This is a genomic window from Nocardia mexicana NBRC 108244 (genome assembly GCF_001613165.1).
In the GTDB taxonomy this organism is placed as follows: domain Bacteria; phylum Actinomycetota; class Actinomycetes; order Mycobacteriales; family Mycobacteriaceae; genus Nocardia; species Nocardia mexicana.
In genome coordinates, this window is sequence record NZ_BDBV01000035.1 from 1 (window position 1) to 13,487 (window position 13,487).

At 68.1% G+C, this 13,487-nt stretch carries 14 protein-coding genes; 9 read left to right on the top strand and 5 right to left on the bottom strand.

The features are described 5' to 3' along the window. A partial coding sequence (locus NM1_RS14100; RefSeq protein ID WP_174556874.1) for a cbb3-type cytochrome c oxidase subunit I occupies window positions 1-752 on the bottom strand: 752 nt, incomplete at its 3' end. A 489-nt stretch (window positions 753-1,241) separates the two neighbouring features. Here NM1_RS14100 and NM1_RS14105 point away from each other — a divergent pair. Further along, window positions 1,242-3,812, top strand: a complete 2,571-nt coding sequence (locus tag NM1_RS14105; RefSeq protein WP_068019492.1) for an ATP-dependent Clp protease ATP-binding subunit — start codon at window positions 1,242-1,244, stop codon at window positions 3,810-3,812. Window positions 3,813-3,878: 66 nt separating this feature from the next. On the opposite strand, the gene NM1_RS14110 is transcribed toward NM1_RS14105, so the two are convergent. Further along, window positions 3,879-4,490, bottom strand: a complete 612-nt coding sequence (locus tag NM1_RS14110; protein WP_068019497.1) for a TetR/AcrR family transcriptional regulator — start codon at window positions 4,488-4,490, stop codon at window positions 3,879-3,881. A gap of 118 nt (window positions 4,491-4,608) precedes the next feature. Between NM1_RS14110 and NM1_RS14115 the strand changes: the two genes are divergently transcribed. Both NM1_RS14115 and NM1_RS14120 read left to right on the top strand, forming a co-directional pair. Then, window positions 4,609-5,379, top strand: a complete 771-nt coding sequence (locus NM1_RS14115) for an SDR family NAD(P)-dependent oxidoreductase (protein WP_068019499.1) — start codon at window positions 4,609-4,611, stop codon at window positions 5,377-5,379. A gap of 73 nt (window positions 5,380-5,452) precedes the next feature. Continuing rightward, window positions 5,453-5,929: a nuclear transport factor 2 family protein gene (locus NM1_RS14120; protein WP_068019501.1), complete on the top strand. Its 477-nt coding sequence runs from the start codon at window positions 5,453-5,455 to the stop codon at window positions 5,927-5,929. Window positions 5,930-6,115: 186 nt separating this feature from the next. On the opposite strand, the gene NM1_RS14125 is transcribed toward NM1_RS14120, so the two are convergent. After that, window positions 6,116-6,715, bottom strand: a complete 600-nt coding sequence (locus NM1_RS14125) for a TetR/AcrR family transcriptional regulator (protein ID WP_068019503.1) — start codon at window positions 6,713-6,715, stop codon at window positions 6,116-6,118. Window positions 6,716-6,806: 91 nt separating this feature from the next. On the opposite strand from NM1_RS14125, the gene NM1_RS14130 reads away from it, so the two are divergent. After that, complete coding sequence (locus NM1_RS14130) at window positions 6,807-7,823, top strand: glycoside hydrolase family 113 protein (RefSeq protein WP_068019506.1); 1,017 nt, start codon at window positions 6,807-6,809, stop codon at window positions 7,821-7,823. A 21-nt stretch (window positions 7,824-7,844) separates the two neighbouring features. Here NM1_RS14130 and NM1_RS14135 read toward each other — a convergent pair whose 3' ends face one another. Beyond that, the gene (locus tag NM1_RS14135; RefSeq protein WP_246011545.1) at window positions 7,845-8,948 is read right to left on the bottom strand and encodes an AraC family transcriptional regulator; all 1,104 of its coding nucleotides are present in this window, start codon (window positions 8,946-8,948) and stop codon (window positions 7,845-7,847) included. Between NM1_RS14135 and NM1_RS14140 the strand changes: the two genes are divergently transcribed. Next, window positions 8,940-10,400: a flavin-containing monooxygenase gene (locus tag NM1_RS14140; protein WP_068019509.1), complete on the top strand. Its 1,461-nt coding sequence runs from the start codon at window positions 8,940-8,942 to the stop codon at window positions 10,398-10,400. The genes NM1_RS14135 and NM1_RS14140 overlap by 9 nt on opposite strands. A gap of 1 nt (window position 10,401) precedes the next feature. On the opposite strand, the gene NM1_RS14145 is transcribed toward NM1_RS14140, so the two are convergent. Beyond that, window positions 10,402-11,136, bottom strand: a complete 735-nt coding sequence (locus tag NM1_RS14145) for a short chain dehydrogenase (protein ID WP_342773736.1) — start codon at window positions 11,134-11,136, stop codon at window positions 10,402-10,404. A 59-nt stretch (window positions 11,137-11,195) separates the two neighbouring features. Here NM1_RS14145 and NM1_RS14150 point away from each other — a divergent pair, with 59 nt between their 5' ends. From NM1_RS14150 to NM1_RS14165, 4 genes are all read left to right on the top strand, one after another. After that, a complete protein-coding gene (locus NM1_RS14150; RefSeq protein WP_068019522.1) occupies window positions 11,196-11,588 on the top strand; it encodes a YybH family protein in 393 nt (130 codons plus the stop codon). Between the two features lie 158 nt (window positions 11,589-11,746). Next, window positions 11,747-12,241, top strand: a complete 495-nt coding sequence (locus tag NM1_RS14155; RefSeq protein ID WP_068019524.1) for a methylated-DNA--[protein]-cysteine S-methyltransferase — start codon at window positions 11,747-11,749, stop codon at window positions 12,239-12,241. Then, entirely contained in the window at window positions 12,238-12,957 is a 720-nt protein-coding gene (locus NM1_RS14160) for a 2OG-Fe(II) oxygenase (RefSeq protein WP_068019528.1), read from the top strand. Before NM1_RS14155 ends, NM1_RS14160 begins: the two co-directional genes overlap by 4 nt. Window positions 12,958-13,206: 249 nt before the next feature. Next, window positions 13,207-13,473: an Ada metal-binding domain-containing protein gene (locus tag NM1_RS14165; RefSeq protein WP_068019531.1), complete on the top strand. Its 267-nt coding sequence runs from the start codon at window positions 13,207-13,209 to the stop codon at window positions 13,471-13,473. Window positions 13,474-13,487: the final 14 nt, after the last annotated feature.

Consider the following 13,487-nt stretch of genomic DNA (forward strand, 5'->3'; position numbering starts at 1 on the left):
ATGGCTCCGCCGTTGGACGGATCGTAGATGTGGCCGCCCAGGTGCCGGTCCACCGCGAGCGCCATCAGCGCCGCGGTGAGGATCGGAAAGGCTAGCAGCGCAAGGACACTGGTGACCAGGATGTTCCAGGTGAAGATCGGCATCCGGAACATGGTCATGCCGGGGCAGCGCAGGCAGACCACGGTGGTGATCATATTGACGCCGCCGAGAATGGTGCCGAGACCCGACACCGCCACACCCATGATCCACAGGTCCGCGCCCACTCCCGGGGCGTAGGTGCTCAGGCTGAGCGATGTGTATGCGGTCCACCCGAAATCGGCCGCGCCGCCCGGGGTGATGAAACCGGCGGTCGCGATCGAGGCGCCGAACAGGTACAGCCAGTAGCTCAGCGCGTTCAATCGCGGGAATGCCACATCCGGCGCGCCGATCTGCAGCGGTAGCACGCAGTTGGCGAAGCCGAACACGATCGGGGTCGCATAGAACAGCAGCATGATCGTGCCGTGCATGGTGAACAGCTGGTTGAACTGCTCGGTCGACAGGAACTGCAGTCCCGGTCTGGCCAGTTCGCCGCGCATCAGCAGCGCCATCAGGCCGCCGATGAGGAAGAACGAGATCGAGGTGACGATGTACATGATCCCGAGCAGCTTGGGATCGGTGGTCGTCACCACGTTCCAGATGTAGGAACCCTTCGGGGCGACCCGCCGGGGAAACGGCCTGACGGCCTCGACCGTTCCCACGCTTCGCTCGGTCACAGATCCTCCTCGAGGCCAACCCCTTTCGAGTGTTGCACCGAAGCAAGATCGATTGGTGGGTATGCGATCTCTTGTTGTGGCACTGGGGTGGGTTGGTTGGTGGGTATGCGATCTCTCGTTGTGGCACTGGGGTGAGTTGGTTGGTGGGTATGCGAACTCCCGTTGTGGCACTCGAGCAGGTTGATTGGCCGGTGTGCGTTGTCCGGATGGTCGCTGTGTATTTGCCCGAATTGTGACGCGGGGCTGTTCGCGGCGGCCTCGGGCGGCTTGCGGGATGGAGTACGGTGGAATCCGACCGTTTCGGAACGGTCGGTATCACCTCGGCGGCGCGTCGAGCGGCCGTCGAGTCGCCGATGACGCGACGTAGCCGACGATTCGCCGGTCATCTGGCTGAGCACTACCCGCGACGGTGTTGACGCTCGGCGCAGCGCCGTCCATGCCCTGGCAGCGCGCCGCGGGCGCGGCGCAGACAGACGACGAGGTGTGGACATGACCGCAGCTTGGCCCGGTTCGTTCGGCTCGTTCGACGACATCTACAACCGCTTCTTCGGTTCGTCGGGTTTGACCTCGCAACCGCCGGTGCAGCGAATCGATCTGGGGCGGCTGCTGAGCGACAACGCCAAATCCCTGGTCGCCGAGGCCCGCGACGCCGCGCAGGACTGGGGGAACGCCGAGATCACCGCCGAGCATCTGCTGTACGCGGCCACCCGGGTGGAGCCGTCCCGCAGCGTCATATCCCAGCTCGATCTCGACCCCGACCAGGTCGGCGCGCAAATGCGCAGCGCGGCCGGGAGTGGGCAGGCGACGGCGACCACGACCGGCGGCGGCGTGGTGCTGAGCCCCGCGGCCAAGCTGGCCCTGCGCAACGCCCAGCGCAGCGCCGCCGAGGCCGGGTCCAGCTATATCGGCCCGGAACACATCCTGCTCGGCATCGCCTCGAACAGCGACAGCCCGGCCGCGCAGGCGCTGTCGGGCGCGAAGCTGCCACAGGTCGAGGGGCAGAAGCAGCCCAGTGACACCCCGACGCTGGACGAGTACGGCCGCGATCTCACCGCGGAGGCCCGCGCGGGCAAGGTCGACCCGGTGGTGGGCCGCGCCGAGGAGATCGAGCAGACCGTGGAGATCCTGTCGCGGCGGCGCAAGAACAATCCGGTGCTCATCGGCGATCCGGGCGTCGGCAAGACCGCCATCGTCGAGGGCCTGGCGCAGCGGATCGTGAACGGCGACGTCCCCAGCACCCTCGCCGACCGTCGCGTCATCGCGCTGGACGTGGGCTCGCTGGTGGCGGGCAGCAAGTACCGCGGCGAATTCGAGGAGCGGCTGACCAAGATCCTCGACGAGGTGCGCGAGCACTCCGACGAGCTCGTCCTGTTCATCGACGAGCTGCACACCATCGTCGGCGCCGGTTCCGGCGGCGAGGGCTCGATGGACGCGGGCAACCTGCTCAAACCGGCCCTGGCCCGCGGCGAACTGCACGCCATCGGCGCCACCACCATCGACGAATACCGCAAGCACATCGAGAAGGACGCCGCGCTGGAGCGCCGGTTCCAGCCGGTCATGGTGCCCGAGCCGTCCGTCGCCGACACCATCGAGATCCTGCGCGGGCTCGCCGACGTCTACGAGGAGCACCACCAGGTCCGCTACGACGACGAGGCGCTGGTCGCCGCGGCCGAGCTGTCCGACCGCTACATCACCGACCGTTTCATGCCCGACAAGGCCATCGACCTGGTCGATCAGGCCGGGGCCCGGGTCCGGTTGCGCACCCGCATGCCCGGACCGGATCTGCGCGACGCCGAGGAGGAGCTGGCGCGGCTGAAGCGGGAGAAGGACGCCGCCGTCGCCGCCGAGGACTATGCCCGCGCCGACTCGCTGAAGGAACAGATCACCGCCGCCGAGGAACGCGTCGACCACATCGAGAACGACGAGGACGACCTGCCGCGCGTCACCCTCGACGACGTCGCCGAGGTGGTGTCCAAGCAGACCGGAATCCCGGTCTCCGAACTCACCGTCGAGGAGCGCGAGCGGCTGCTGCAGCTGGAGGACGTGCTGCACAAGCGGGTGGTCGGGCAGGAGGAGGCGATCGTCGCCGTCGCCGAGGCGGTGCGCCGCGCCCGCGCCGGGATGAAGGATCCGAACCGGCCGATCGGCTCGTTCCTGTTCCTCGGGCCCACCGGCGTCGGCAAGACCGAGCTGGCAAAGGCGTTGGCGGAGGCGGTGTTCGGGGACGAGGACCGGATGATCCGGTTCGATATGAGCGAGTTCCAGGAGAAGCACACGGTGTCGCGGCTGGTCGGCGCCCCGCCCGGATACGTCGGCTACGACGACGCCGCCCAGCTCACCGACAAGGTGCGGCGCCAGCCGTATTCGGTGATCCTGTTCGACGAGGTGGAGAAGGCGCACCCGGACGTGTTCAACGTGCTGTTGCAGCTGCTCGACGACGGCCGCGTCACCGACTCCAAGGGACGCACCGTCGATTTCAAGAACACCATCGTGATCATGACCAGCAATATCGGCTCCGACCTGATCCTGAAAGCGCCTGCGGGCGACGTGGATTCGATCGAGCCGAAGCTGATGGAGCGACTGCAGCAGCACTTCCGGCCGGAATTCCTGAACCGCATCGACGAGACCATCATCTTCCACCGCCTGGACCGGGATCAGTTGCGGCACATCGTCGATCTGGTCCTCGACGGCCCGCGGCGCCGGCTGCGCGCCCAGGACATGGAGCTGGACGTCTCCGATGCGGCACGAGACTGGCTGGCGGACAACGGTTATCAGCCCGAGTTCGGCGCCCGCCCACTCAAGCGCACGGTCCAGAAGGAACTCGAGAACCGCGTCTCCACACTGGTCCTCGGCGGCGGCCTGAACCCCGGCGACACCGTCAGCGTCGACGCCGACGATTCCGGCCTGCTGGTCGGCGCCGTCGCCGACAAGGACGGCCGGGAACAATCCATCGCCGCTGTCTCATCCAACGGCAAGAAGCCCGCGAAGTCCGAAAAGAAAACCCCCACAGGCAAATCGGACGCCAAGAAGGGCGGGAAGAAGGCCACCACGGGCAGCTGATCCCGGCCAAAAGCATGCCGGGAATTAGGGGGGTCGGTGCATGCCGGGAATAGGGGAGTCGGTGCATCAGCGGATGTTGCCGGTGAGGTCGTGCATGCAGGTGGCTACCAGGTCGGCGGGGGAGCCCGCGCCGGTGGCGGGGGCGTCGGTGGTGGCCCACTGTTCGAGGGCGATGCGGATGGCGGTGGCGGCGGCCGCGGCGAGCAGGCGCAGGCGTAGGGGGTCGCTGTCCGGGGACAGGTCGGTGAGGGTGGTGAGCAGGGCTTGTTCGCCGGACGAATTGACCCGTTGCCACACGGTGTGGAGGGCCGGGTCGCCTGCCATCGCGCGCAGCAGGCCGCGCATGATGTCGAGTTCCTCGCCGATCTCGGCGTCGGGGGTCAGGGCCCGCACCGCGGCGTGCTCGAGTTCGGCGCGGGTCGGCAGGCGGCGGGGCCCGGCGGCGAGGGCGTCCAGCCAGCGGGACGCACCCGTCGACAGCATCGGTTCCACGGCATCCTCTTTGGTACGGCAATACCGATAGAACGTGCGCAGGCCGACCCCAGCCTCGGCGGCGATCTGCTCGGCGGTGACGGCCGCCGTCCCCTGCTCGGCGAACAACCGCGCCGCGGTGTGCGCGATCTCCAGCCGGGTCTCGGTCTTGCGGCGTGCGGCGAGGGACGGTTTCGATGCGGCCATGCTCGGGCGGCCTCCTTTCCCGGTCAATGGTACGCACACAATGCCATGGTGGCACGACGTGCCAATTAGGCGTAACGTGCCAAGTAGAAGAGTTTTCCCAGGTTAGGAGAGTTTCGTCATGGAGCGTTTTGCCGATCGCCGCGTCCTGATCACCGGTGCCGGGTCGGGTATCGGCCGGGCCACCGTGCATCGCATCCTGTCCGAGGGCGGCACCGTCGTCGGCGCCGATGTCAACGACGCCGGGCTGGCCGAGACCGCGAAGCAGGCCGCCGAGCGCGGCACCGCCGACCGGCTCACCACGCTCCGCATCGACATCTCCGACGAGGCGTCCGTACAGGCGGGCGTCGCCAAGGCCGTCGAAACCCTGGGCGGTCTGGACGCGCTGGTGAACGCCGCCGGGATCCTGCGGTCCGCCCACACCCACGAGATGCCCCTCGCCGACTGGAACCGGATCATCACCACGAACCTCACCGGCACCTTCCTGATGATTCGCGAATCGCTGCCCGCACTGCTCGAGTCGGGCCGCGGGGTGATCGTGAACTTCGCGTCGACGTCGACGTTCTTCGCCCACCCGTACATGTCGGCCTACGCGGCCTCCAAGGGCGGCATCATGTCCATGACCCATGCGCTGGCCTCGGAGTATTCCAAGCAGGGCCTGCGCGCGGTCGCGGTGGCGCCCGGCTCGATCTCCAGCGATATGACCGACGGCCGCGGCCCCGGCATCCCCGACGACGCCGATATGAGCCTGTTCATGAAGCTGATGCCCGCCATCGGCCAGGGCTTCGCGTCGCCCGATACGGTCGCCGGTGTGGTGGCCATGCTGGCCTCGGAGGACGGCGCGTTCATCACCGGTACCGAGGTCCGCATCGACGGCGGCACACACATGTGACAATCGAAATCCGCACGAAAAATGAGAACCTGTTCTATTGTGGTCGCGGGGTGACGCAAGGAGGTGGCCGCGGATGGATCTGGTTGCGCTGGAGGAGATTCGTGCGCTGAAGTATCGCTATCTGCGGTCGCTGGACCTCAAGCAGTGGGACGAGTTCGCCGAGACGCTGGCCGAGGACGCCACCGGCGACTACGGCTCCCCGTCGGGCGGGCGGCCACTGCAGTTCACGAGCGGCGCCGCGATCGTGGAGTTCATGCGTACGGCGCTGAGCAGCAATATCATCACCGTGCACGTGTGCACCCATCCCGTCATCGAGGTCGAGGGCGAAACCGCCACCGGCAGTTGGTGTCTGGAGGATACGGTGATCGTGCCGGACCACGGTGTCCAGATCCGCGGCGCCGCGTACTACCGAGATCGGTACAGAAAAGACAACGGGCAGTGGCGGATCACGCACACCGGCTACGAGCGCATCTACGAGTCGACGATGTCGCTGTCTGCCCTCCCGGGATTCCAGCTCACCGCCAACCGCTGGGCCCCCGCCGCCACGTGACCACCCCGGCCTGCGCCAGCGAGTTCACGCACCCCGTGGCTGTTCTCGCACTCGCTGCAGCAGGTTGTACGGGGTGCGTGGACGTGCGGGGGGTGCGCGAACGGGGCTATGTTGGATCGCCCGGGTGCCGAATGTTGTTGGTGCCGTTGGTGGGTGGCCGGGCGAGGCGTGGGGGCCGGGCGTTTGTCACGGACGTGCGCCGTAGCCTCGGAGTAGGGGTAGGTAGATCTTGTCGATGATGTCGATGAGGACCTCGTCGGGGGCGCTCGGATTGCCGTGGGTGGCGAATTCGTTGCGTAACAGGTCGATCGGGACCGTGGCCACCCTCTGATGACGTGCGTCGGCGGATACCTCGCCGCGGGCGACGGCGCGGTCGAGAATGGCGAGCCACGGGCGGGGGCCGGACTCGCCGGACTGCTCACGGATCTGGGCCAGCAGTTCCGGATCGTCGGCGGCGTGGGCGAGCAGCCCGCGCAGGACCTCGCCGAGCGGGGAAGTGAAATGCGAATTGGCGCGGCGGAGCAGCTCCAGGGCGTCCTCGCGCAGGGTTCCCGTGTCGGGTAGCCGCATTTCCGCGGAGGCGAGCTGGCGGTAGGCGGCGACGCCCAGCGCCGCGCGGTGGGGCCAGCGGCGATAGATGGCGTTCTTGTTGGTGCCCGCGCGCCGGGCGACGCTGTCCATGGTCATACCGGCGTAGCCGGATTCGAGCAGCTCGTCCACGGCGGCGCGCAGAATCGCCTGTTCGAGGGCCGCGCCGCGGCGTCGGGTCTGCCGGGGTTCATTCATATCGGTACGGATCGTACCTTGCTGCGTCCTGCTGACTCGGGCTATGGTCGATATTAGGGTACGCAACGTACCGTAGTGAGGAGAGATCATCATGCGAGGAACTGGCGTCTGCTACAACACCGGCTTCGTCAACCGCGGCAGCAGCACGCACGAACCGTTCGACGCCGAGTCCGTGCGGCGCGATATGCGCGCCATCCGGCACGACCTGCGGTGCACCGCCGTGCGCATCACCGGGGGGTACGCCGAGCGGCTGACAGCGGCGGCATCGCTGGCGGCCGAGGCGGGGCTCGAGGTGTGGTTGTGCCCGTTCGTCAACAACATCACCGGGGAGCAACTGCTCGACCTGCTCGCCGACTGTGCCGGGCACGCGGAACGGCTGCGGAATCGGGGCGCCACGGTGGTGCTGGCCGTCGGCTCCGAGCTGAGCCTGTTCCTCCCCGGCTATCTGCCCGGGGCCACGTTCGAGGAGCGGGCCGCGGCCTTGGCCGAGCCGGGCGGAAGGGCCTCGCTGGCGACGATTCCGGTGCGCCTCAACACTTTTCTGGCCCGCGCGGTGGATGTCGTGCGAGAGCGTTTCGGCGGCCGGGTGACCTATGCCGGCCTGCCTTTCGAGGGTGTCGACTGGACCCTGTTCGACATCCTCGCCACCGATGCCGGGTACCGGTCGATCGAGATGGGGGACCGATACCGCGACAGCATCCGGGGCTTCGTGGCTCAGGGGGCGTCGATGGGGAAGCCGGTGGCGCTCACCGAGTTCGGGTGCAGCACCTATCGCGGCGCACCCGACCGCGGGCCGCGTGGCGTCGACATCGTCGAATGGGATCCGCAGACGGCCCGGCCGGTGCGGCTGGACGGCGACTACGAGCGTGACGAGGAGGGACAGGCCGCCCACCTCGCCGAACTGCTCGACATATTCGACGCCGAGGGGGTCGACATCGCGTTCTGGTACTGCTTCGCGCGCTTCGACCTGCCCCACCGCACCGGCCCGCGTGCGGATCTCGATCTGGCGAGTGCCGGACTGGTCCGGGTGGCTGACGGTGGAGGGAACGCATGGGAGCCGAAGGAGTCCTTCGCGGTGCTCGCGGGGTACGGTCGGTTAGGCGCATGATCACCGGAACGAGGTCCGGCGTCACCGTGAATTCCCGTTCGCCGCTTGGTGTTTGCGCCGGAGGGCGGTGGGGGTGGTGCGGAACCATCGGTGACAGGTTCGGGTGAACGTGGCTTGTTCGGAAAACCCCAGGAGAGAGGCGATTTGGCTCATGGGCAGGTCGGTGGTGGTGAGATAGCGGCGGGCCTCGGTGCGGCGCACATCGTCGAGGATGGCTGCGAAGGAGGTATTCTCGGCCGCCAGCCGACGCTGGAGCGTGCGCGGATGAACGGTGAGAAGCCTTGCGACAGAAGTTATCTCGGGCGCCGTCGTGCCGAGCAGCTGCCGTACCGCGGCCCGCACCTTCGGCTCGTAGCTGGCTCCGGAGTCGGCGGACTGCTCGGCGAGGAACGCCAGCGCCAACCGGCGCAGCGTCTCGTCGCTGCCCGCCACCGCCCGCGCGGTCAGGCTGCTGGGCACCCGCAACATCGCGGCCGGGCGGTCGAATCGCACCGGGGCGCCGAAGAATTCCTCGTACACCGACCGCGCCGCCGGAGGGCGGTACGGCAGTTCGATGCTGCGCAGCCCGTACGGCCCGTCCACCAACCGCCGCACCGCCCGGTGCAGGAATCCCAGCCCGAGATCGGTGCCCTGGATCGTGATCGGCAGGCCGGGCTGCACGCCGTAGTGCAGCGCCGTCACGCCGCGATCCCCGTACGGGTCGGGCTCCAGCGTGAGTCGCAGCGACCGGGCGTGCACGAACAGGTAGCGGGAGGTGCATTCCAGCGCGTCGGCCAGGGTGGGGGAGCTGCGGATGGCCAGCGCGAGCGGGCCGAGCATGCCGAGGTCCTGGCGGGTGGCGATGCGCAGCCCGAGATCGGGGCAGCTCAGCCGGTCGGCCGCGAGTTCCAGCACCATGGCCATCGCCTGGTCGGGCACCAGTAGATCGTCGGCGTCGAGCGCGGCGATCGGCAGCCCGGCCGCGGCGGCGAACTCCTCGGCATCGCCGCCCAGCTCGGCCACCGTGGCGCGGAAGCCGCGCAGGCCCGCGGACCGGATCACCGACATGTCGTTCAGAATCAAATAGTTGTCGCGCGAAGTCAAGAAGCCGGGGCCCGCGCCCAGCACACTGGAGGCATGGAACATCTCGATGTCGTGATCGTGGGTGCGGGCCTGTCCGGGATCGGCGCCGCCTATCGGCTGCAGTCCGAACATCCCGGCCGCAGCTACGCGATCCTCGAGGCGCGCGAGTCGATGGGCGGCACCTGGGACCTGTTCCGGTACCCCGGCGTGCGCTCCGACTCCGATATGTTCACCCTCGGCTACCCGTTCAAGCCGTGGCGCGATGCCAAGTCGATCGCCGACGGGCCGTCGATCCTGCGCTACATCCGGGAGACCGCGGCCGAGAACGGGATCGAGAAGCGAATCCGTTACGGCACCAAGGTGATTGCGGCCTCGTGGTCCAGCGAGGAGGCGCGGTGGACGCTCACCCTCGAGCAGGGCGGCGAACAGCGCAGCCTGACCTGTGGGTTCCTGTACTGCTGCGCAGGCTATTACAACTACGAGCAGGGGCACGCACCGCAATTCCCCGGCGTCGAAACGTTCGCGGGGCAGCTGGTGCACCCGCAGTTCTGGCCCGAGGATCTGGACTACGCCGGTAAGCGGGTGGTCGTGATCGGCAGCGGGGCAACGGCCGTCACGCTGGTGCCCGCCATGGCCGACCAGGCCGAGCTGATCACCATGCTGCAGCGCTCGCCGACCTGGATCTCGGCGGTGCCCGGCCGCGACAAGCAGGCCGACCGGATCCGCGAACTACTGCCGCCGAAGCTGGCGCACCGGCTGATCCGCACCAAGAACATCCTGTTCAACGTGGGCTTCTACCAGTATTGCCGGCGCCGGCCGGAGGCGGCGCGCAAGCTGCTCACCGACCTGTCGACCCGCATCCTGAAGGACCGGGAGCTGGTCGCCGAGCACTTCACGCCCAGCTACAACCCGTGGGATCAGCGGCTGTGCGCCGTACCCGACGCCGACTTCTTCAAGGCGATGAAGAAGGGCAAGGCGGAGGTGGTCACCGATCACATCGAAACCTTTGTGCCCGAGGGGATCCGGCTGAAGTCGGGCCGGGTGCTCGAGGCGGATGTCGTGATCTCGGCGACGGGCCTGAAACTGCTGGCGTTCGGCGGACTTTCGCTGACGGTCGACGGCGAGCCGGTGAATCTCGCCGACCAGTTCGTCTGGCAGGGGGCCATGCTCACCGGCGTGCCCAACTTCGCCGTGTGCATCGGGTACACCAACGCGTCCTGGACGCTGCGCGCCGACCTCACCTCGCGGCTGGTCTGTAAAGTGCTGGCGCACATGGACCGTCGCGGCTACCGGGCGGTGGTGCCGGAGCCGCAGGGACATCTGGACGAGACTCCGCTGCTGGACCTCGCCTCGGGCTACATCCAGCGTTCGATCGGCGACTTCCCCCGGCAGGGCCACCGGCATCCGTGGAAGGTTCGCCAGAACTACCTGCTCGACTCGGCCACGACCATGCGAACCAGCCTGGACAAGACGCTGAAGCCGGTGCGCCGGGCGCCGGAGCTGCAGCGCGTCTGACCTACACGACCAGCACGCCCGCCCGGCTGGGCCGCAGGGTCTGACCCTGTCGGGTGCCCTGCACCGCCTCGACATAGGCGGCGGCCACGTTGCGTGCCGGGGTTCCGTCGGCGCCGTCGAGACCCATGGACTCCAGGGTCTCGGCGACCCAGCCCGGGCTGACGGTGTTGAGCCGGATTCCGCGCGACATCTCGGTGGCGGCGGCCCCGACGAAGGCCTCGAGCCCCGCATTGACCAGTGCGCCGAACGACATCCCCTTTTGCGCGCGCTCGAAGACACCCGAGGTGAGGGTGACCGAACCGCCGTCGCGGAGGTGCCGCAGGGCCGTGCGGGCCAGCTCGACCTGGCCGAAAAGCTTGCCCTGGATGCCGCGGTAGAAGTCGTCGTCGGAGTCCAGATCAGTGAGCTTTCCGCTTGCGGCGCAACAGATTACGGCGTCTACGTCGGGTACCGTGGCGAACAGCTTCTCGATGGAGGCCGGGTCGTCCATATCCACCGAAATCGGCCCGCGCCGGGATGCGCGAACGACTTCGTGGTCCCGCTCCAGCTGGGCGGCGACCGCCGAACCGATGGTCCCGGTGGCGCCGATGACGATGATCCGCATGGATCTCCTTGCTAGCGAGGTTGTTTGCAGTGGGGAGTAACGGCGAGGCGTCACCGCGGTATTCCGGAGTCTGTTCTCCCGCGGCGAACGGCGGACGCCGCGTTGCCGCAACCTCTGCGATGGAGCCGACACGGCGGCGCGCGGACCGTTCCGTCAACGCATCGCGTGTCGTTCGTTATACCTTCGGGGTTATGGACCGTACGGCTGTCGAGACGTGGGTGGACGGGTACGAGCGGGCCTGGCGGACGCGAGGGACCGACCAGCTCGCCGAGCTGTTCGCGCCCGACGCCGGGTACCTGGTTTCGCCGTGGGCGCGGCCGATCACCGATGCGGCGGCGCTGGCGGAATTCTGGGAGCAGGGCCGCGACGGGCCGGACGAACCTTTCACCATGGAGTATCGGGTCGTCGCGGTGGACGGGGACACCGCGGTCGTGCGGGTGGAGGTCGAATACGCTCGCGACGATCCGCCCCGCTGGCGCGACCTGTGGGTGTTGCGGTTCGACGCCGAGGGGCGCTGCGTCTGGTTCGAGGAATGGCCCTTCGCGCCCGGTCAGTCCGACGGGCACGAGGTCGACAGTCGATAGCTGACGGGTGATCCGGCTCTGTGCCGGGAGATGCGTCTGACCAGTAAAAACGCCTGTGACCGGCGATAGAACGACGTGTCTGATTTCCGCCGGTATCGCTTCTGTTGCTGCGGCAGATTGGGTAGTGCAACAGAACGAGACAGGCGAAAGGAACTTCGATGACCGTCTACACGACGATCGACAGCCCGCTCGGCGAGCTGCTGCTGGCCGGGGAACCGGCGGGCGACGGCGTGGTGCTCACCGCGCTGTCCATCGAGGGCGGTAAAAGCGTTGCGGTACAGAGCGATTGGATCGCCGATCCGGCCGCCTTCGAGACGGTGGTGGCACAGCTGCGCGACTACTTCGACGGCGAGCGAACCGGGTTCGATCTCGAATTCGGCGGTGCGGGAAGCGATTTCCAGCGCCGGGTGTGGAAGGAACTGGAGCAGATCCCGTACGGCAGCACCGTGACCTACGGGGAGATCGCCTCCCGGATCGGGGCGTCGCGGGCGGCGGTGCGTGCGGTCGGCACCGCGATCGGGGCGAATCCGCTGCTGATCGTGCGGCCGTGCCATCGCGTGATCGGCGCCGACGGGTCGCTCACCGGGTACGCCGGGGGAGTGGACCGCAAGCAGCGGCTGCTCGAGCTGGAGCAGGCGCGGGTGGCCGCGTGACGGCGGCCGCTCGGGTGCGCGCCGACCGTGTCGCCGATCAGGATTGGGCGGCGCTGGCCGCCGAACTCGACGAGCACGGGCACGCGCTCACCGGTCCGCTGCTGACCGCCGACGAATGCCGCGACGTGGCCGAGCTGTACGACCGGGCGGACCTGTTCCGCAGCACGATCGACATGGCGCGGCACCGCTTCGGCTCCGGGGAATACCGCTACTTCGCGCACGACCTGCCCGAGACCGTGCGCGAACTGCGGGCCGCGTTCTACCCGAAACTGCTACCCATAGCGCGGGATTGGGCCGAACGCCTCGACCGCCCGGGGTCGTGGCCGCAGCGGCTCGACGACTGGATCGCCCAGTGCCATCAGGCGGGGCAGTCCAAGTCGTCGCAGATCCTGCTGCGCTACGGCCCCGGCGACTGGAACGCCCTGCACCGGGATCTGTTCGGCGACATGATATTTCCGCTGCAGGTCGTCGTGGGGCTGGATGTTCCGGGCGTCGACTTCACCGGAGGTGAGTTCCTCATGGTGGAGCAGCGTCCGCGCGCCCAATCCCGCGGCGCCGCAGTGACATTGCCGCAGGGGCACGGGCTGATATTCACGACCCGCGAACGCCCGGTACGTGGTGCCCGGGGCTGGTCCGCGGCGCCCATGCGACACGGGGTGAGCGTCGTCCGCTCCGGTCAGCGGCGCACGCTCGGCCTGGTGTTCCACGACGCCTGAGCCGGACTGCTGCCGCGTAAGATTCTGCGCTGCAATACATTCGAACTCCGTATCGGTCCTAGATGCCTCACAGTTTCGATGAGTCGTGTCCTTGGTTCACGCATCGCTGACCACCGGGCTCGGCGATAGGACGAATCGCATGACCTACACGCTCATCGGCTCGGATGAAAAGTCCTATAGCAGTGCAGTTCCCGGATCTCTGGGTGGCTGTCGCCGCTTGCGAACCTATGACCACCCGGACGGACGCTCATGACCTACACGCTGACCGGTTCGGATGGAAAGCCCTACAGCAGTCCGGTTCCCGGAACCCTGGGCGGGCATCGCCGCCTGCGGATCTACGGCCGTCTCGACTGCCCGGCGGCGTTGCGCGCCCTTCCCCGTGGGCGCTACGTCGCCAACCGGGTCTTTTTCGCCGACGAGCAGACGGCGATCTCCGCGGGTTACCGCCCGTGCGCAGCCTGCCTGCGGGGCAAGTACCTCGCATGGAAGCAGCGCCGCTCCGCGCCTCGGAAATGATCCGACTGCCGCCG

Bases quoted from the DNA above. Each gene is read 5' to 3' on its own strand.
- NM1_RS14105 (WP_068019492.1), top strand. From the start codon at position 1,242: ATGACCGCAGCTTGGCCCGGTTCGTTCGGCTCGTTCGACGACATCTAC.
- NM1_RS14110 (WP_068019497.1), bottom strand. From the start codon at position 4,490: ATGGCCGCATCGAAACCGTCCCTCGCCGCACGCCGCAAGACCGAGACC.
- NM1_RS14115 (WP_068019499.1), top strand. From the start codon at position 4,609: ATGGAGCGTTTTGCCGATCGCCGCGTCCTGATCACCGGTGCCGGGTCG.
- NM1_RS14120 (WP_068019501.1), top strand. From the start codon at position 5,453: ATGGATCTGGTTGCGCTGGAGGAGATTCGTGCGCTGAAGTATCGCTAT.
- NM1_RS14125 (WP_068019503.1), bottom strand. From the start codon at position 6,715: ATGAATGAACCCCGGCAGACCCGACGCCGCGGCGCGGCCCTCGAACAG.
- NM1_RS14130 (WP_068019506.1), top strand. From the start codon at position 6,807: ATGCGAGGAACTGGCGTCTGCTACAACACCGGCTTCGTCAACCGCGGC.
- NM1_RS14140 (WP_068019509.1), top strand. From the start codon at position 8,940: ATGGAACATCTCGATGTCGTGATCGTGGGTGCGGGCCTGTCCGGGATC.
- NM1_RS14135 (WP_246011545.1), bottom strand. From the start codon at position 8,948: ATGTTCCATGCCTCCAGTGTGCTGGGCGCGGGCCCCGGCTTCTTGACT.
- NM1_RS14150 (WP_068019522.1), top strand. From the start codon at position 11,196: ATGGACCGTACGGCTGTCGAGACGTGGGTGGACGGGTACGAGCGGGCC.
- NM1_RS14155 (WP_068019524.1), top strand. From the start codon at position 11,747: ATGACCGTCTACACGACGATCGACAGCCCGCTCGGCGAGCTGCTGCTG.
- NM1_RS14165 (WP_068019531.1), top strand. From the start codon at position 13,207: ATGACCTACACGCTGACCGGTTCGGATGGAAAGCCCTACAGCAGTCCG.